Here is an 18,530-nt window from a genome sequence, read left to right as displayed (position 1 = left end):
GTCCCGCATCGTATTGGCCTCGATCTTTCATCGAAGTCGGCAAACAATTCGGCCAATCACATATGGCCTACGAAGCCGTTTTCCGGTCGGATCGTTCGGATGGCCCTTCGTTCAGTTTACGGGAGACGATTATGACATATGGTCTAAAGACATCGACACTCACTTTCCACACCGCGAAACTGGCCGGGGCGAGCTTACTCGCTTTTGTTGCCATTGGTCTCGTGACGCCGGCCTCTATGAATGTTGCGTTTGCGCAAGATGAAGAAGCGGCTGCCGAAGGGCGTCAATTCTCCGCCGATGCCGGTGAGAAGGTCAATGAGGCGTTGCAATTCCTCAACGAAGACAATCCGCAAGGCGCATTGAATACACTCAACGCTTTGTTGGTCTCCGACAATCCGCTTAATCCTTACGAAAAGTCGACCATTTATCAGATGCTCGGCCAAGCCTATAACGATACGGACAACACTGCGGGTGCCTTGAAAGCGTTCCAAAACGCAATCAACGCCGGCGGAATGTTGCCTAATGAAGTCGATGGTATCAAAGTTGTTATCGCCCAGCTGATGATCGTGAATGGTCAGTATCGCGCCGGTGCTGAAGCGCTTGAAAAATATCTCCGTGAAGGCGGTCAACAAAAAGCGTCTTATGTTGAATTGCTTGTTCAGGCTTGGGTTGAAGCCGAAGATTACCGCCGGGCGCTCCCGTGGGCTGAGAAATGGTTTAATGGTGCGAACCCAAAAGAGCGCAAACATTTCGACCTGCTCAACTTCCTATATAATAACCTGAATATGCCAGGCAAACAGGCCGATATCGTCAAGCAGATGATCCAGAAATGGCCTGAAGATAGAACGCTTTGGGACAATTGGGCCTCTATGCTCGGCAATGGTGGTCGTGAAGAGGATGCGTTTGAAGTCAACAAGATGCTCTATTTGGGCGGCGCGATGACGAAAGAGAACGATATTAAGAAGATCATTCAGTATTATTCTTATTATGAAATGCCGTATCAAGCGGGTCAGATCCTTGAGCGGGAAATGCGCACAGGTCGTATTCAGCGGACACCGGAAAACCTTGAAGAACTGTCCAAATATTATCGGACGGCCCGGGAATATAAGAAAGCTATTCCTATCCTCGAAGAAGCGGCTCAGTCTTCTAATTCCGCGAAGCTTTATGCGGCGCTTGGCGAAGCTTATTATAACGAAGGGGATTGTAACAAAGCGGAAGACTCGTTTGGAAAAGCGATCGCCCGTGGTTATGATGCCGGTAAATCTTGGATGCAGGTTGCTAACTGTATTTACGACTCCACACAAAACGTAGAACGTCTCGATTGTTCAATGACTGACGCGCAAATGGATGCGGCGCCTATCACCCGTATTCGCGCGAATGCCATTGAAGCGTTCAAGAAAGTGCCAGCGGGTTCGCGGGAATCACGGAATGCCAAAAAATGGCTGAAGTTCGTTTCCGAAGAACGCAATGCGGTTGAGCGTCGGTGCGTCTTTGAGAAAAATGTTGAGAAAGAGCTCTGCTTTTCCAAGATCAAACTTGAGTATGACAACTTGGCTTTCTCAGGCGGTGAATTTGCGCTGGACGATGAAAATTGTAACCAGTTTAAAGCGGCCTATGATGAGAAATATGTTCGTCGAACAACGGAATAATTCGAGTTAGAGATTTAAGAAAACCCAGCCTTCGAGCTGGGTTTTTTTATGCGCGAAAATTGCTTCCAAAACTGGATAGTTTGACCTTGATGTAGAGATATGTTATTATATAACACATAAGGGTCATCCTATGGAACATGAGAAACCGAGTATTGAAAACCGGACGCCTGAGGCCAAGGGGACGAGAAACCCGATTTTGGATAAACCGTCTATGATTAAGTCATCCATAGGTAAGTCTCTCAAGGCTAAAGAGCTTAGGCTAAAGTCAGGCCTGGATGCGCAGGTTCCTTCGGGCATGGAACAAGACCCCGCCGACAAGTTGGGCGGACATAAGACGTTAAGTCACAAATCGACCCCGGAATTTTTACAACGAAGCGTCATGAGAGCGTCGTCTCTTGCTGGCGCCGGGATCGTCACGGTGGGCCTGTGGAGCGTGATGGTCGGGCTGATTGCTGATGAGTTTGAACCGCAGGATAGACTTGAGCTGGCCGCGTTTGAAATCAATGCAACGCCCGATGATCTACCACTCCTCACGGATCGAACGCCACCGAAATTATTAGATCGGATCGAAGTTCCGCCGCCGCCTCCGGTTGTCGATGTTCCGGTGACAGACCGCCCCGTCGAACCGTTTCATACGCCCGGCAATCCGAAAGATATCTTTGACCCGAAACCCTATATTGTACCGACTAAGATCCCTTTGCATCCGACGGATTCAGACCCCACACCCCTCGTTAGAGTGCCGCCGACAATGCCACCACGGGCAAGCCGGTCGGGGCATTGCCGTCTCTCATTTGATATTAGTTCGGACGGAACGCCCTATAATGTGCGGACGACTATTTGTAGCCAGTCCTTGTTCGAGTCCGCGGCCATTCGGTCTGTGCAAAAATGGGTCTATCGCCCGATGATAGAGAACGGTCTTCCCGTGACGCGTACGGGGTTAAACACTTTGATCCGGTTTAATCTCTCCGACGAACGCGGGGTCTTAATTCCAGAGTGAGCGGTCCGCGTTGAAACTTATCATCAGGATCGATGGGGCGAGGGAGAAGTAGCGAGAATGGGCGCTATGCGCTCTGCTAGCGACGATGAGAGAAGACAAGTGCCGCAGTGATGGCTGCGGCGCCGAAGTCTTCCTCGCGCGGAATGACGCCTTTTTGGATATATTCCAACACTTCAGGGCTCAGTGACGCGGTTAGTGACCAGTTCCAATATCTCAAGACCGTTTGCGCCTTATCCGTCGAAATTGTGTCATAAGTTTCAATCACCCGATTATAATCTGGGTCGATGCGCCCTTCGGCCGTTTGTGTCCGACGTCCAAGGCCGAGCCAGAGCATTTCAAGATACTCACGACGCAGGCCGGGCGCTTTACAGAAAATGGCAATGGGCTGTCCGCCTTTGTCGGTCAAAATTTGCGCACCCGTCGCGGGTTTAATGCCCGCCATATAGGAAATCTCTTCCGTCGTAGCTCGGGTTAAGCCTGAGACGGATATCGACTCAATGGCCTGTTCAAGGCTCTCATAGGGTGACCGTTCAAGCGCAACACGATTGCGTTGGCGACGTTCGATGAATTGCAGCGCCTTACGAACCCCGGAATCCTGCCAGCCTTCTTCGGCCGCGAGCGGATAGAGGTCGCCCGTACTTTCCTGTAAAACATGCCGCGTGACGGCAAAGCGCGCCAGAATACGCTTTCGGTTTGTTGCATCGGCCCACCAATACATGGTCAGACCGTGACTAGGCCGCAATTCATCACGTTTCGCCAAGAGTTCGACATAGGGTTGATGCGAACGCGACGTCACGAGGATCCGCTGTATCGCCGTATCCGAGAGGTTCGATCCCTTATTCTTGAGCAATGTCTCAACAACATCCTCTTCCATGAATTCAACCAGCACATCGACAACTGCATCTGAGAGGTTGCGACGTTGGGCCATCATGATCCGATGTTCCATTTTCACCTTACGGGCGATTTGAATCATGTCAGAATCGGTTAGGCTCCGGGAGTTCTCCAGAACATGTCGCGCGATATGAATTTCATCTTTCGCGAGAATAACAAGAATCGTGCGCGGGGCTTCGTTGAGCATCACCAGTCGTTTGGCGACGGCCTCGCGAATGTCAGGTTCCGCTGAGCGAAGCAGTTCGACCAGCACATCGCCCGCCATATGACGTTCTTGCGGTGTTAATTTAGATGCAGGCAAGCAAATGGCGTCGGCGAGTCGCCGCGCCAGCTGTCGCCGCACATTATCCGCAGGCGGGGCGGCCTGCATGGCGGGATCAAGCTCTAATGCTCTGGCAGGCACTGACATTTTGGGTCCAGTTCATGCTGCAAATCCGAAAATCGGACAGACTCTTCATAAAAAAGGGTAACGGGAAGCCCTTAACACTCCGTGACCACCACCTTACATGGCGCACTATGACTGATCATAAAGCTCTCGCCCCACGGGCACAAAAACGACCCATCTCGCAACAGCGGTTCGGCCATGATTGGATCGATAATTATGCGTGGTTAAAAGATGAGCAGTGGCAGACTGTGCTGCGTGATCCGTCTCTGTTGACCGCCGAGATTCGCGATCATTTAGAGGCAGAAAATGCCTATACGAAAGCCTTGTTAGGACCGTTGTCTGATCTGGAACAAGCGCTTTTTGCTGAAATGAAAGGGCGGTTAGAACCGGCGCGGTCATCCACCAAATTACCCGACGGGCCGTGGCGTTACTATCACCGGTTTGAACCGGGCCAAGAGCATGGCACGTATATGCGAGAGCCGCGCAATGGGGGCGACGCGCAGATAGTGCTCGATGCGGAAGCGCTCAGCCAACACTCAACGGGCTATTTCGATCTGGGTGATGTTAGCCACAGTCCGGACCACGCACGGCTCGCCTATGGTCTCGATTTACAGGGCTCGGAAAACTTCGATGTCCATATTGCGACGGCGACGGGCGGGGAGGCTGTGTTCACAGGCATTGATACGTCGGCCGGATCGTTGGTTTGGGGCGCGGATTGCAAAACATTATTTTGGGTTGAGCGGGATGAAAATCAGCGGCCGTCGATCGTCCTTCACCGCGATATTGATGGGTCTGAGGATCCAACGACGGCCTTTATCGAAAATGATCCCGGTTTTTTTGTCGGGATCGGTGTATCCGATGATGATCAATTCATCACGATTTCCGCGCATGATCATACGACCAGTGAAGTCTGGGCCGTTCCCATGGACGCGCCGCAATCCGATCCGGTTTGCTTTGCGCCGCGCCGGGCCGGCGTAGAATATGAAGTCGCGCCACAGGGCGGGGCGAGCTATATTCTCTCTAATGATCAGGGCGCCGTGGACTTCGCCATATTCCGGTCGTCGACCTCGCTTGGCGACCAAAGCAATCCGGCAGAGTGGATCCCCTATATTGACCATGTGCCCGGACGATTGATCCTGGGTATGGAAACCTATTCAGGGCATATGGTGCGGTTGGAGCGCGAAAACGCCCTGCCGCGCATCGTCATTCGCGATATGGAGAGCGGCGAAGATCACGCTATCGCACTGGATGAACAGGCTTATGCGCTCGGTTTGGTCAGTGGCTATGAATATGACACCAGCCTGATCCACTACAGCTATAGTAGTCCGACCACGCCAGCCTCTGTCTATGCCTATGATATGGCGAGCCGCGAGCGTCGCCTCGTGCGACAGCAGACGGTTCCAAGCGGCCATAACCCGGACGATTACGTCACGGAACGGATTGAGATTGAGGCGCGGGATAGGCAGCGCGTTCCTGTCACGCTGCTCTACCGTAAGGGCGTGACGCCCGATGGCACCAACCCGGTGCTCCTTTATGGCTATGGCTCTTATGGACATACAATGCCCGCGGATTTCCGCACCGCTCGACTCAGCTTAGTCGATCGGGGATTTGTCTATGCCATCGCCCACATCCGGGGCGGTATGGCAAAGGGGTACGAGTGGTATACAGCCGGAAAACTCGACCAAAAGATTAATACATTTAACGACTTCGTGGATGCGGGTCGGGCTTTGGTCGATCTAGGGTGGACGACGCGCGGAAACATTGTGGCTCACGGTGGCTCTGCGGGCGGATTGCTCGTGGGGGCGGCGCTCAATCAAGACCCGTCTCTGTTTGGCGCGGTTATTGGCGCGGTTCCGTTTGTCGACGTACTCAACACAATGAGCGACGGTGACCTGCCGCTCACGCCACCGGAATGGCCGGAATGGGGCAACCCGCTCGAAGACGAGACCGCGTTTAACACCATTCTGTCTTACAGCCCCTATGAGAACGTCGTCGATGCCGACTATCCGCCCGTCCTGATTACGGGCGGTCTGACCGATCCGCGCGTCACCTATTGGGAACCGGCCAAATGGGCGGCGACCCTTCGTGATCACCAGACCGGCGACGCCCCGATCCTGCTCAAAATGAACATGGAAGCGGGACATCAGGGCGAAAGCGGGCGGTATGAATCACTCAAGGAAACGGCGTTGGAATATGCGTTCGCCTTGTGGGCCGTGGGAAAGGCTTAGTGGCGGACACTTAAAGGGTCTGACTCACGTAAAAACTGTCGCCGGCTTAAGTTTAGTTAGCGTGTTTCAAGTGCTGATGAGGTGAGGCGGATTTGCTCTGATACGCGCCGAACGCGTGCGGGCAAAACGCGACCTCGCCGGAACACAAGCCATAGGCTGTGAAAGACTGGGTCCGGGAGTGTCATGATTTCAAGGTTCTCGCGATTAGGATAAGCATCGATCCCACTGCGCGGTAACAGCGTGTAACCTAGGCCGTTTTCAACGGGCGCCGGGATTTGATTGATTTGATTGACAGAGGTGCGCACGCGAAGCTGCTCGGCCCCTTTAAACATAGACCCGAAGTTTTTCGAGAACAGCTCATCCGCATATTGATTGACATCCGGGTGGGCGACTAATCCCAATTTTTGTAACGACGAAAAAGTAATCGGCGCGCGCAGGGCGTTCTTTGGGAGCACTAAGCAAAGCTCTTCCTGCCCTAAATATTCAGCCTCAAGTCGCGGGTCTCGGGGTTCATGATCAATGATTCCAAGGTCAAATCGTCCGTCTTTTACGCCTTTTAGAACACTGTCTTGCGGAGCCGCTTCGAGGCAGATGTTCAAGTCTGGAGACGCCATCATCATGTCAAATAGCGTTGGATAGAGAAGCGTCGCAAACCCTCCCGCCGTTCCCAAGCTGACACGACCAATTCCAGGGTCATCGTGCCGGATAGTTTGTAGCAAGTCTTTTTCTTGGTCACGTCGCGCTTTTCCGACGATTACAACCGCTTCCCCCGCCGGTGTCAGGGTAAACTTTTTTCCGTCTCGCGAAATTAAAGCATGTCCAAGCTGGTTTTCCAATTTGCTCAAATGCTGAGACACACCGGGCTGTGTCATGCCCCGTATCTCGGCCGTTTTCGTAAAATGGCCCGTCTCAGTCAGAACGATAAACGTTTCCAACCAGTGTGCGTTCAGCATAATGATAACTCAAAATTATGATAATTCTCATTTATAATTATTTTTAAATATGACTGATGTCAATTATATCCTGAGTCAACACCACTCTTGGAGATAAATTTTATGCCCGTAACGCCCCGCACATTCTCACACATTGGCCTGTCTGTGCCCGATCTTGATGCCGCCGTGAAATTTTACACGGAAATTTTGGGATTTTACACGATCAACGCGCCGTTAGAAATCCATGAAGACGACAGCCCCGTCGGCCAAATGTGCACGGACGTGTTTGGTGCAGGGTGGGACAGTTTGCGGATTGCCCACTTGGCGACTGCAGACCGGATTGGGTTCGAGCTTTTCGAATTTAAGGGCAATAAGGCTCCCGACGAAAATTTACCTTTCCGACAGCACGGAACCTTTCACTTCGCCATTCAAGACCCGGACCTCGAAGGTCTTCTTGAACGAATTATTGCGGCAGGTGGAAAGCAACGGATGCCTGTGCGGGAATATTTCCCTGGAGAGAAGCCCTACCGCATGGTCTATGTCGAGGACCCATTTGGCATTGTTTTTGAACTCTATAGCCACAGCTATGAGCTTACTTATTCGGCTAATGCATACGCCTGATGGAATGGCGTGCGGGCATAAAGGTGGTATATCGTTATGCCCGCTTTGAGCGGCATTTGAGACTAAATATATGGGCGGATATACACGCGTCAGCGGCGCCGCGCTGGGGCTAATCAGCCCTCAAGCAAACCGTCCTGTCGTGCGGTTTTTCTCTAGATCGTCCGCGCTAATGACGCGCCCATTCATCACGCCGTAAACGCCGGGCGCGCAGGTCTGGGCGGCGATTATGGCCCCGCCGAGATTAAATCCGCCGTCCGAGCGCCCCAAAGAATAGGGCCGCATTGAGCCAGTGAGCACAACTGTGCAATCTTTCACACGGTCCGCGATATAGCGCGCGGTGAGCCCCATCGTGCCCGTGCCGTGGGTGATGACGATATGGCGCTCTGACGCGGCGAGGATGGCATCGACTAGGACCTGTCGGTCCGCATCAATCATATCGAGGCTGTCATGCGTCATGAGTTGTTCAACAAATGGAAAATCGGCCCGCGCTTGGGTCAGAATGGCGGGTACGCAAGACCCGGCTTCGCGGTCAAAGACGAGGGTCTCACGGACGAGGTCATGGACCTTATCAATCGTGCCGCCTGTGGTGAGGATGAGAACATCCATGATCGGCTCCTGAACAGAGTATAAATGGTGGCAAGACTGATATGCGATATCGGGGCTTCACCTTTTACGCGCCTATGTCACATCCTATATAAGGTGTGAAGCAAGCTGGAGACCCCATGATACTGACAATGATGAAAGGCAAGATTCACCGAGCCACGGTGACTCAGGCTGATCTCCACTACGAAGGGTCAATTTCGATTGACCGGGACCTTCTCGACCTCTCCGGTATTCTGCCGAATGAGCAGGTCGATATTCTCAATATTACCAATGGCGAGCGGTTCACGACCTACGCCATCACCGCTCCGCGCGGGTCCAAAACATTTGGTCTGAACGGCGCGGCCGCCCGCCGCGTGCAACTCGGCGATAAAATCATCATCATCACCTACGCCCAGATGGAAGCCGAAATCGCCAAGAGCTATGAGCCGAAGGTCGTGTTGCTGGATGAGCATAATGAAGTGATTGCTCCGCCGCTCGCCGCGAACGGGTAAGCATTGCCAACTTCCACGCCGCACTCTTTCTATTGGTTTCGGCGTGTAAAAAAAGGCAGGTCCACTAAATTTCTACCGACAGGGTGGCGGGGCGTGCTTATCCTTGCGGGGTTAATCCTCGCCTTCAATGGCGGTGTTTTTGCTTGCGTCACGACCACAAATGTCGCGTTCGCGGGGGTCTTAAGCCGTCGCACGATTGGCGTTGCCTTGGTGGTTCTGTCCGTTGGGTTCGGGATCTATGTCGCCCGGTTTAAAACGGATATGGGATAAGGCAGACAGCGCATCCCCTTTGTTTTGCCATAAAAAAAGCCCGCCAAATTGGCGGGCTTTCTAATTTTAAGAAAAGAAAGAGGAGACTAGTTTTCCTCTTCTTCCTCCGTGGACACAACATCCGCTTCAGCCGGCTTTTCAATCGGCTCAGGGTGGACGGCACGGGCCATTTCAAGCTCTGTCGCCAAACCTTCGGTCGCGTCGCCTTCGGCAACGGTCTCGTCTGCGACGTGATCAGGCGCATCACCGTCGAACATTTCGGCGGCAACTTCAGCCCGCTCTTGTGCGGATTCGCGTGCGTCAGCTGATTCTTCAGCCTGTTGCGTTGCAATCACGTCTTCGCCTTTGGCTTGACGCACAGCTTCGTCTTCAGAGCGCGCGACATTGACTGTCATCGGCACGGAGACTTCAGCATGCAAACGGATTTGAACTTCATGAACACCCAAAGTTTTGATGGGTTGATCAATGATGATCTGGTTACGTTTGACCGAGATATCTTTGAGCATAAGCGCTTCGAAAATATCGCGCATGGAGACTGACCCATAGAGAAGGCCCGTATCACCGGCGCGGCGGATCATTGTGACCTGCGTGCCGTCGATATTTTTGCCATCACGGAGGGCTTTTTCAGCATTTTCCGCGTTACGCTGTTCAAGATACTCACGTTCGGCTTCAAACCGAATGCGGTTGGCTTTGGTTGCGCGGAGGGCTTTGTCCTGAGGAATCAGGTAGTTACGTGCGAAGCCGGGTTTGACCGACACGACGTCGCCCATAACACCAAGTTTTTCAACACGTTCGAGAAGAATAACGTCCATTGTCCGGTTCCTTTCTATTTCACTTCATAGGGAAGCAAGCCGAGGAAGCGCGCGCGTTTAATTGCACGGGCCAGCTCACGCTGCTTCTTGTGGGTGACAGCCGTGATACGGGCTGGCGCGATTTTGCCTTTTTCTGACATATAACGCTGCAGCATCTTCGGGTCTTTATAATCGATTTTGATGCCGTTCTCGCCAGAGAATGGGCATACCTTGCGACGACGACGGAACGGGGTCCGGCTCGGCAGGTTTTCGATACGAATGTCTTGTTTAGCCATGATCTAATCCTTTCCTGTTTCGGGCCTAGTTACGGTCGCGACGTTTGCGCTCTTCGCGCTTCTTGAGAATCGCGGAAGGCTCTTCGTTGAACTCTTCAACAGCGATCGTCATATAGCGAAGAACGTCTTCGTTGATGCGGTGCTGACGTTCGATTTCGTGCAGCAGACCGGGCTCGGAATTGACTTTAAGCAGGCTGTAATGCGCCTTGCGGTTCTTGTTCATACGGTAAGCAAGGTTCCGCAGGCCCCAATATTCAGCGCCTTCGACGGTTGCGCCGAGGTTTTCAATTTTGGATGCGAGAGTTTGCATGAATTCTTCGACTTGTGTCGAAGAGATGTCTGGGCGCGTAAGCACCACATGCTCGTAAAGAGCCATAGGGTCGTCCTTCAGATCGTGGTGACGGCGACACAAGCCCGTGAAGGTGGGACAGTGTATCGATGGGTAGGCTAAGCAGAATTATTTCTGACGCCCACCGTCATCCGGTGAAGCGCGCGACATATACAGAGGTCCCTGCAAATTCAAGCGACAATGACGGTCAATCCAAGACGTCAAACTATTGGCAGCGAGCCCTCATTTCCGCTATGTTATTTTTTTGATCGCGAAACGATACTCACGAGACCTTTATGGCATTTGCATTCACTTTTCCCGGACAGGGCAGTCAATTCGTCGGAATGGGCCAAGCTCTGGCGGAAAGCTCGCCGGCGGCCAAGGCTGTGTTTGACCGAGTCGATGCGGCGCTCGGCGAAAAACTCTCTGACTTGATGTGGAATGGTCCCGCGGATGCGCTGACGCTGACGGCGAACACGCAACCGGCGTTGATGGCGTGCGGGATGGCGGCGATGGCGGCCTTAAAAGAGGCGCACGGAATCACAGTCGATCAGGCCAAATTTGTCGCCGGGCATTCGTTGGGGGAATATACGGCGCTATGTGCCTCAGGGGCCATTTCGCTTGAAGATACGGCGCGCCTGCTGCGTATTCGCGGGAACGCGATGCAATCGGCCGTTCCTGCGGGTAAAGGCGCGATGGCGGCCTTGCTAGGGGCTTCATTCGAACAGGCAGAAGCGGTCGTTGCCTCCGGGCTTGCGTTTGGTGACTGCCAGATCGCGAATGATAATGCGCCGGGGCAGATTGTCATCTCAGGCGAAAAACGCGCGGTTGAAGCCGCAGCCGAAAGTGCAAAAGGTCACGGTGTTAAAAAAGCCGTGCTCCTGCCCGTCTCCGCACCCTTTCATTGTGCGCTCATGCAACCCGCAGCGGATGCGATGGCGGATGCCCTCGAAGATATTGACGTGAATGTTCCAACCGTGCCGGTTGTGAATAATGTGCAAGCGCGTCCGGTCACAGACCCGGTTCAGCTTCGCACGGATCTTGTCACCCAAGTTACGGGCCGCGTCCGGTGGCGCGAATCGATGCAATTTATGTTCGACGAAGGCGTCGATCTGTTTGCCGAGCCGGGGTGCGGCAAAGTTTTATCAGTGATGATGCGCCGCGCTTTGAAAGAGGCAAAGGGTCTGCCCCTGGACACGCCCGAAGCCTTGGCTGAATTTGCAGAATTAGTAAAAGGATAGATGATGTTCTCACTCGACGGAAAACGGGCGCTGGTTACCGGCGCGACAGGCGGATTGGGCGGCGCCATTGCGCGCAAGCTGCATGCGGCGGGGGCACATGTCGCCATTTCTGGCACGCGGGCAGAAAAACTCGAATCGCTCGCAACAGAACTCGGCGAGCGGGTTGTGATTGCCGCGGCGAACTTGTCTGATCCGGACGCTGTTGATGCGCTCCCGAAGCAAGCCGCGGACGCGCTCGGCGGATCGATTGATATTCTGGTCGCCAATGCGGGTATCACCCGCGACGGCCTCTTAATGCGGATGAAGCCTGAGGATTTTAACGATGTCATCCGGATCAATTTGGAGTCTTATTTTCGACTCTGTAAGGCCTGCCTCCGCCCCATGATGAAGGCGCGGTCCGGTCGGATTATCGGTATTACGTCCGTGGTTGGCGTCACCGGCAATCCAGGGCAGACCAACTATGCGGCGTCAAAAGCCGGGATGATTGGCTTTTCCAAATCTTTGGCTCAGGAAGTCGCGACGCGGGGAATTACCGTGAATTGTATCGCTCCGGGCTTTATCACTTCGCCAATGACGGACGCGTTAAATGACCAACAACGCGACGCGACCATTGCGCGTGTACCGATGGGCGCGTTGGGCACCGGTGACGATATCGCCAATGCGGCGCTCTATCTCGCATCCGACGAAGCGAACTACGTAACAGGTCAGACCTTGCACGTGAATGGCGGGATGGTGATGGTTTAGGGGCGTTTTACCCCCAAAAACCCCTGATTTAAGCACTGTATTTCTCTGGTTTTATGGGGATTTAGGCCTCTTGCTGGGGTAGCGAAGCTCAAGGGCCTGTGGTAGTCGCAGGCGGGCTAAAAAACCCGGCTGGGGTTGCAAACCAAGGGGTTAACCCCAAACTAGCCAGTAAATTAGCCGGGATCATCCGGCGCCGTATAGGGAAAATATATGTCTGACGTAATGGCTCGCGTGAAGAAGATGGTCGTAGAGCATCTCGACGTGGAAGAAGAAAAAGTCACGGATAACGCGCACTTTATCGACGATCTTGGGGCAGACAGCCTCGACAACGTTGAATTGGTGATGGCCTTTGAAGAGGAATTCGATATTGAAATCCCTGACGATGCCGCTGAGCACATCCAGACTGTCGGCGATGCCGTTAAATTCATCTCCGAGAAGGTCGGTTAGACCCTCTTAAGTCACCAAGGGGTCAATTATGCAAAGACGGGTTGTCGTTACGGGTTTAGGCCTAGTCACACCTGTCGGATGCGGGGTTGAAGCCGCTTGGTCCAATATTCTTGCGGGGCGTTCCGGCGCCCGCAAGATCGAAAATTTTGATGTCTCTGACATCGCCTGTAAAGTCGCGGCCCCCGTGCCACGAAAGTCAGAATTTCCAGATCGCGCCGACGCCTTCGATCCCGATGATGTCATGAGCGCCCGCGATGCCAAGCGCATCGACGATTTTATTCTATATTCTATTGCAGCTGCAGACCAAGCGCTCGCGGACGCCAAATGGGCTCCAAAAGAGCTGGGCGAAGAGGCTCAATACCGCACAGGTGTCATGATTGGGTCCGGTATTGGCGGGCTGCAAACTGTCTATGACGCGTCTATAACCTTGCATGAAAAAGGGCCGCGTCGCCTGTCGCCCTTCGTTATTCCGTCGATGTTGATCAATCTGGCGTCCGGCCAAACCTCGATCCGACACGGCCTCAAAGGTCCGAACCATTCTGTCGTCACGGCCTGCGCAACGGGTGTCCATGCGATTGGCGATGCTGGGCGTTTAATCGCGCATGGTGACGCCGACGTGATGGTCGCTGGGGGTGGCGAGGCCGCGATTACACGTCTCGGCATTGCGGCCTTTGTTGCCTGCCGCGCTATGACGACGGGCTTTAATGACACGCCTGAAAAGGCCTCCCGCCCGTATGACAAAGACCGGGACGGGTTCCTCATGGGCGAGGGGGCCGGAGTGGTCGTGCTAGAAGAATATGAACACGCCAAAGCCCGCGGCGCAAAAATTTATGCCGAGCTTCGCGGTTACGGCCTCTCAGGTGATGCGTACCATATTACCAGCCCTGCGCCCGAAGGGGAAGGTGGCCACCGCGCGATGGTTGCTGCGCTCAAGAACAGCGGATTGGATGTCTCCGATATTGGCTATGTCAATGCACACGGAACGTCCACACCATTGGGCGATGAGCTCGAAGTAATGGCCGTCGAAAAACTATTGGGTGAGCATGCGAGCAATGTGCTGATGAGCTCGACTAAATCTGCAACGGGCCACTTGTTGGGCGCGGCGGGGGCGATCGAAGCCATTTTCTCCATTCTGGCGCTCCGCGACGGCATGGCCCCACCAACGCTTAACCTCGATAATCCGAGTGTCGAAACGAAGCTCGATCTTGTTCCGCACACCGCAAAGCCATTCGAAGCCAAAGCGGTGATGAGTAATAGTTTTGGCTTTGGCGGCACAAATGCGGCGGTGATCTTCGCCAAAGTTGATTAGGTCTACTGCGTGACGCGGCCTCCCATTCCTGAACAAAAAGCGCGGAAGAAGAACCGTGCTCTCTTGTTTATTATCGGCCTCGGCGGGTTGATCACGCTTGGGCTGGGCGCGATCATTATCGGCTATAGCGCGCTCAATTGGACCTATGAAAATACACCGCGTGATGTCTCGACAGAGGCTGTTGTCTTTGACGTGCCGCGCGGGTCTGGCCTGTCGTCTATCGCGTCGCGCTTAGAAGCGGACGGATTGATCGCCAATGCTGATATTTTCAAGCTTGTCACGCGGTTGCGCGGCAATCAGGCGAAGTTCAAAGCTGGCGAGTTTTCCGTGACACCCGGTAGCATGGCGTCAATTTACGACCAGCTCGCCGACGGTCGCGCTATTCTTTATCCGTTTACCGCGCCGGAGGGCGTCACTTCGGCGCAGATCGTTCGGGCGCTGGACGGCGTTGTGACTTTGGTCGACGATAATCCGGCTGTTCCCGCGGAAGGGACGCTTTTACCCGAAACCTACCTGACACCGCGGGGCATGACACAGTCCGCTTTGATTGAAAAAATGACGGCTGCGCAAACGGAGCTGATTGATGCGCTGTGGGACAATCGCGCGCCCAATCTCCCTTTTAAGACCAAGGCAGAGGCGGTCATTCTGGCGTCTGTGGTGGAGAAAGAGACCGGAGTGGGAATGGAACGGGACATGGTGGCAGGCTTATTCGTGAACCGTCTGCGGCGCGGAATGCGGCTGCAATCTGACCCGACGATTATTTACGGCATCACCCAGGGCGAGCCGATTGGTCGGCGCATATACCAATCGGAAATTGACCGGGTCACGGACTGGAATACCTACCAAATTGTCGGTCTTCCCAAAACCCCCATCTGTAATCCAGGGGCGCAAGCCATCCGCGCTGTGCTGAATCCCGCACAGACGGAGATGCTCTATTTTGTGGCGGATGGCACGGGAGGGCACGCGTTTGCCAAGACGCTGGCCGAGCATAATCGCAATGTCGCCAAATGGCGGAAGATACAGCGCGAACGTGGCCTGCGATGAAACGGTCTATGATGAGAGCAATGTCATGAGTGAGCGCCACATGGAACGACGCGGCATTATGATCGTGCTGTCGAGCCCGTCGGGCGCGGGTAAAACGACGCTGACGCGCGGGTTGCTCGCGGATAATCCTGATATAGCGATGAGCGTCTCAGCAACGACGCGGTCGCCCCGTCCCGGCGAAGTCGACGGGATAGACTATTTTTTTATCAATAAAGACCGCTTTTCCGAAATGCGCGATGCGGATCAATTCCTCGAACATGCGCGCGTATTCGACAATTATTATGGCACGCCGTCGGAACCGGTTTTCGGTGCCTTAGAACAGGGGCGTGACGTCTTGTTCGACATTGATTGGCAGGGCGCACAGCAGCTGACCGAGGCGGCGAGCGATGATCTGATCAAAATTTTTATCCTGCCGCCAACCCTGCGCGAACTCGAAAAGCGCCTCCGCTCGCGCGCACAAGACAGCGATGAGACGATTGCCAAGCGGATGAGCAAGTCCGAAGCCGAGATTAGCCACTGGGCGGAATATGATTATGTCATCGTCAATGAAAATGTCGAGGCAGCTCAAGCTAAGCTTCAAACCATCATCAATGCGGAGCGGCTAAAGCGTAAACGTCAGCCGTGGACGTCACGCTTCGTCAAGGACCTCATAGATGGCGCATAAACCAGACGAGACTGAGGCGACTGTTGCGGCGGGTAAATCGGCTAAACCTCTTAAGCCTCATGATATTCGCCGACCGACCGCGACCGACCTGTTTGATCGTAAGCACAGCCTGTTCACCTATGGGGTCTGGGCTCTGTTGATGGGGTCTGCCGGGATCAGCGTTTGGACCCAAAACTGGAATCAACTCTTTCTTGCTATTACAGTTTTCGGCCTAACGCTTTTGCCATTCTTTTTCGAGAGCTGGGCCGATGTCCGGTTACCCAAATCTTTTATTGGTGCTGTCGTCTTTTTTATCTTTGGGACAATTTTCCTGGGTGAAATCGGTGATTTTTATGAGCGGTTCACGTGGTGGGACACGCTTTTGCATACGGGGTCTGCGATAGGATTCGCGATGATAGGGACGGTCGTGATGTTGTTCTTTGTGCGCGGCGATCGCCTACGCGCGCCCGCGCTACTGCTCGCAATCATGGCTTTTGCTTTTGCCGTTTCGATCGGGGCCGTTTGGGAAATTTACGAATTTGCGATGGATCAGTTTTTTGGGATGAATATGCAAAAATCGGGTCTTGTCGATACGATGGAAGATCTAATCGTTGATGTCATTGGCGCAGCCATTGGTGCGGGGGCCGGTTATTGGTATCTAAAACGTGGCGGTAAAAGCTTCCTGCCGCGCACGATCGATCAATTTATCAAAGATAATCCACACATGTTCGATGATGCAGATCAGTCTCAGGTCGAAGACGATGACTTAGTCTCGCGCGGAACTAGCGACACTAAGCGCTGAAACGTTTCCACTGGGATGGTTTCTGGACGCGCTTGCGGATCAACGTCTGCGGCGGCTAACCACGCGGCTAAGTCGATATTCTTGCGCTTGGCGTAACCTTTTAATGACGCGCGCATCATTTTTCGGCGCTGCCCGAAGCAGGCGTGTGTGAGTTCGCCCAGACTTTTCAGGTCTTCAAATGGCTCGTCCAACGGATCAATGACGACCACAGCGCTGTCCACTTTGGGCGGCGGCGTGAAGAGCCGGGCGGGCACTTCCATCGCAATGCGGCAGTCCCCCACACTTTGGCAGAGGACGGCCAAGCGACCATAAGCATTGTCGCCGGGTTGGGCGCAAATCCGCGCGGCGACCTCAAGCTGAAACATCAGCACCATTTGTTCCCAAAAGCGCGGCCGAATGGTCATCCAATTGATCAGCATTTTCGTGCCGACATTATAGGGGAGGTTGGCCACAATTTTACGCGGGGCGGGCAAGGCGTCGGCAAAATCTACCTTCAAACCGTCGCCGTGATGGATGTCGAGCCGGTCAGTGACGAGAGCAATATGTTTGAGCGGCGGCAAAAACCGGTCATCCATTTCGACGGCCAGCACGCGTTCTGCGCCTTCCAAGATCAAAGCGCGTGTTAATCCGCCCGGACCGGGGCCAATTTCAATAACATTGACGCCGTCCAGCGGCTTCGCGAGGCGGGCGATGCTGCGCGTCAGGTTGAGGTCGAGAAGAAAGTGTTGCCCGAGCGATTTGTCCGCCCGTAGCTTATGAATTTGGAGGGTTTCGTGCAGCGTCGGAAGACGCTCTAGCGCGCTATGGGGCATAACGATGTGTCGCAATCTCGCGGGCTTTGCGTAGGGCGGCGATGAGCGAGTCGGGTCGCGCAATGCCGTGTCCGGCGATGCCAAAGGCGGTGCCGTGGTCGGGTGAAGTTCGGACGATTGGCAGACCAAGCGTGACGTTGACCCCGCCGTGGAAGTCCAGTGTCTTGACCGGGATTAGCCCCTGATCGTGATACATAGAGAGAACGCCGTCATAGGTCAGGCGGGCCTCAGCATGAAACAATGTGTCGGCGGGCAGGGCGTCCGTGACCTGATGGCCCTCCGCGCGGAGCAGGCGACAGACCGGATTGATAATGTCTTGTTCTTCGGACCCAAGGGCGCCGTTCTCTCCGGCGTGAGGATTGAGCCCACACACGGCGAGGCGCGGATGTTTGATGCCGAAGTCTTGCGATAAGGCCCCCAGAAGCGTGCGGGCCGTATTCATCACAACCGTTGACGTGATCGTCTGGGGAACGTCTCGCAGAGAGATATGAATTGTGGCGAGGCCGACCCGCAAGTCCTGTGCGGTGAGCATCATGACCGGGCCGGGATGGTAGGGCGCGTCTACACCTGCGCAGAGCGACCCGAGATATTCCGTATGGCCGGGAAAGGAAAACCCGGCCCGGTATAAAACATCTTTGGCAATCGGATTGGTCACAACCGCGTCCGCGTCGTGCGACAGGCAAAGCGTCACGGCGGTTTGTATGCTGCGCGTGATGGTGTCCGCGTGGATCGGGTCCGGCTCCCCGGGGCGGGCGGCATTGCCTTCAATCGGAAGAACCGGGAGGGCGTCCGCGAAACAGGCCCTGACGTCTGCGAGGTCCGTGATGATTTGGATTGGATGATCGCTGCGCGAAACGCGGGTCAGCGCAACCGGCGGCGCGATCACAGCGAAGGCCAGATCAGGTTCACCGCGCAGGCGTTCCCAGGCCTTCCACGTAATCTCAGGGCCAATGCCCGCCGGGTCACCCATGGTCAGGGCCAGCGGCTTCATCGGCTTATGCGTCAT

General features: G+C 54.4%; 20 protein-coding genes and 1 pseudogene. 13 read left to right on the top strand and 8 right to left on the bottom strand.

The genetic code is table 11. From position 1 onward, the window contains the following. The first annotated feature begins 131 nt into the window (after positions 1-131). Together IE105_RS07690 and IE105_RS07685 are read left to right on the top strand one after the other, a co-directional pair. Positions 132-1,649, top strand: a complete 1,518-nt coding sequence (locus IE105_RS07690) for a tetratricopeptide repeat protein (RefSeq protein WP_189497106.1) — start codon at positions 132-134, stop codon at positions 1,647-1,649. A 130-nt stretch (positions 1,650-1,779) separates the two neighbouring features. Next, positions 1,780-2,646, top strand: coding sequence for an energy transducer TonB (locus IE105_RS07685; RefSeq protein ID WP_189497105.1), 867 nt, complete (start codon positions 1,780-1,782; stop codon positions 2,644-2,646). 76 nt (positions 2,647-2,722) lie between these two features. Here IE105_RS07685 and IE105_RS07680 read toward each other — a convergent pair whose 3' ends face one another. Continuing rightward, complete coding sequence (locus IE105_RS07680) at positions 2,723-3,946, bottom strand: DUF2336 domain-containing protein (protein ID WP_189497104.1); 1,224 nt, start codon at positions 3,944-3,946, stop codon at positions 2,723-2,725. Positions 3,947-4,053: 107 nt separating this feature from the next. Between IE105_RS07680 and IE105_RS07675 the strand changes: the two genes are divergently transcribed. Continuing rightward, a complete protein-coding gene (locus IE105_RS07675) occupies positions 4,054-6,150 on the top strand; it encodes a S9 family peptidase (RefSeq protein ID WP_189497103.1) in 2,097 nt (698 codons plus the stop codon). A gap of 56 nt (positions 6,151-6,206) precedes the next feature. Here the strand turns inward: IE105_RS07675 and IE105_RS07670 are convergent, their stop codons facing one another. Beyond that, positions 6,207-7,103 (bottom strand): LysR family transcriptional regulator, encoded by an 897-nt coding sequence (locus IE105_RS07670; protein ID WP_189497102.1) that lies wholly within the window; start codon positions 7,101-7,103, stop codon positions 6,207-6,209. A 102-nt stretch (positions 7,104-7,205) separates the two neighbouring features. Between IE105_RS07670 and IE105_RS07665 the strand changes: the two genes are divergently transcribed. After that, positions 7,206-7,703, top strand: a complete 498-nt coding sequence (locus IE105_RS07665; RefSeq protein WP_189497101.1) for a lactoylglutathione lyase family protein — start codon at positions 7,206-7,208, stop codon at positions 7,701-7,703. Between the two features lie 120 nt (positions 7,704-7,823). On the opposite strand, the gene IE105_RS07660 is transcribed toward IE105_RS07665, so the two are convergent. Continuing rightward, a complete protein-coding gene (locus IE105_RS07660; RefSeq protein WP_189497100.1) occupies positions 7,824-8,309 on the bottom strand; it encodes an asparaginase domain-containing protein in 486 nt (161 codons plus the stop codon). A 116-nt stretch (positions 8,310-8,425) separates the two neighbouring features. Between IE105_RS07660 and panD the strand changes: the two genes are divergently transcribed. Then, positions 8,426-8,797, top strand: coding sequence for an aspartate 1-decarboxylase (gene panD, locus IE105_RS07655; protein ID WP_189497099.1), 372 nt, complete (start codon positions 8,426-8,428; stop codon positions 8,795-8,797). 93 nt (positions 8,798-8,890) lie between these two features. Continuing rightward, positions 8,891-9,067 carry a hypothetical protein gene (locus IE105_RS07650; RefSeq protein WP_189497098.1) on the top strand — a complete coding sequence of 59 codons (177 nt, stop codon included), beginning with the start codon at positions 8,891-8,893 and terminating at the stop codon, positions 9,065-9,067. Between the two features lie 242 nt (positions 9,068-9,309). On the opposite strand, the pseudogene rplI reads toward IE105_RS07650, so the two are convergent. The 3 genes and pseudogenes from rplI to rpsF form a co-directional block, all read right to left on the bottom strand. Then, positions 9,310-9,879: pseudogene (rplI, locus tag IE105_RS07645) on the bottom strand (50S ribosomal protein L9); the annotation flags it as partial. A gap of 14 nt (positions 9,880-9,893) precedes the next feature. Then, positions 9,894-10,154: a 30S ribosomal protein S18 gene (gene rpsR / locus IE105_RS07640; protein ID WP_189497095.1), complete on the bottom strand. Its 261-nt coding sequence runs from the start codon at positions 10,152-10,154 to the stop codon at positions 9,894-9,896. Positions 10,155-10,179: 25 nt separating this feature from the next. Next, positions 10,180-10,530, bottom strand: a complete 351-nt coding sequence (gene rpsF / locus IE105_RS07635; protein ID WP_189497094.1) for a 30S ribosomal protein S6 — start codon at positions 10,528-10,530, stop codon at positions 10,180-10,182. Between the two features lie 248 nt (positions 10,531-10,778). Between rpsF and fabD the strand changes: the two genes are divergently transcribed. The 7 genes from fabD (at position 10,779) to IE105_RS07600 (ending at position 16,712) form a co-directional block, all read left to right on the top strand. Then, on the top strand, positions 10,779-11,723 hold the full coding sequence (gene fabD, locus IE105_RS07630; protein ID WP_189497092.1) for an ACP S-malonyltransferase: 945 nt from the start codon (positions 10,779-10,781) through the stop codon (positions 11,721-11,723). Positions 11,724-11,726: 3 nt separating this feature from the next. Further along, entirely contained in the window at positions 11,727-12,467 is a 741-nt protein-coding gene (fabG, locus tag IE105_RS07625) for a 3-oxoacyl-[acyl-carrier-protein] reductase (protein ID WP_189497302.1), read from the top strand. A gap of 210 nt (positions 12,468-12,677) precedes the next feature. Continuing rightward, the gene (locus IE105_RS07620; RefSeq protein ID WP_189497090.1) at positions 12,678-12,914 is read left to right on the top strand and encodes an acyl carrier protein; all 237 of its coding nucleotides are present in this window, start codon (positions 12,678-12,680) and stop codon (positions 12,912-12,914) included. Positions 12,915-12,942: 28 nt separating this feature from the next. Further along, complete coding sequence (gene fabF, locus IE105_RS07615) at positions 12,943-14,223, top strand: beta-ketoacyl-ACP synthase II (protein WP_189497089.1); 1,281 nt, start codon at positions 12,943-12,945, stop codon at positions 14,221-14,223. Positions 14,224-14,232: 9 nt separating this feature from the next. Next, the gene (gene mltG / locus IE105_RS07610) at positions 14,233-15,267 is read left to right on the top strand and encodes an endolytic transglycosylase MltG (protein WP_189497087.1); all 1,035 of its coding nucleotides are present in this window, start codon (positions 14,233-14,235) and stop codon (positions 15,265-15,267) included. A 25-nt stretch (positions 15,268-15,292) separates the two neighbouring features. Continuing rightward, a complete protein-coding gene (gene gmk / locus IE105_RS07605; RefSeq protein ID WP_189497085.1) occupies positions 15,293-15,931 on the top strand; it encodes a guanylate kinase in 639 nt (212 codons plus the stop codon). Further along, the gene (locus IE105_RS07600) at positions 15,921-16,712 is read left to right on the top strand and encodes a DUF2238 domain-containing protein (RefSeq protein ID WP_189497083.1); all 792 of its coding nucleotides are present in this window, start codon (positions 15,921-15,923) and stop codon (positions 16,710-16,712) included. The genes gmk and IE105_RS07600 overlap by 11 nt, the downstream gene beginning before the upstream one ends. On the opposite strand, the gene rsmA is transcribed toward IE105_RS07600, so the two are convergent. Then, positions 16,658-17,524 carry a 16S rRNA (adenine(1518)-N(6)/adenine(1519)-N(6))-dimethyltransferase RsmA gene (gene rsmA, locus IE105_RS07595; RefSeq protein ID WP_189497299.1) on the bottom strand — a complete coding sequence of 289 codons (867 nt, stop codon included), beginning with the start codon at positions 17,522-17,524 and terminating at the stop codon, positions 16,658-16,660. The two genes, IE105_RS07600 and rsmA, sit on opposite strands and share 55 nt — an antisense overlap. Next, a complete protein-coding gene (gene pdxA, locus IE105_RS07590) occupies positions 17,514-18,530 on the bottom strand; it encodes a 4-hydroxythreonine-4-phosphate dehydrogenase PdxA (protein ID WP_189497081.1) in 1,017 nt (338 codons plus the stop codon). Before pdxA ends, rsmA begins: the two co-directional genes overlap by 11 nt.

It is taken from the genome of Algimonas arctica, assembly GCF_014652695.1.
Lineage (GTDB): Bacteria > Pseudomonadota > Alphaproteobacteria > Caulobacterales > Maricaulaceae > Litorimonas > Litorimonas arctica.
The sequence above is the reverse complement of the archived record's forward strand: the minus strand, read 5'-3'. Positions and strand labels throughout refer to the sequence as shown.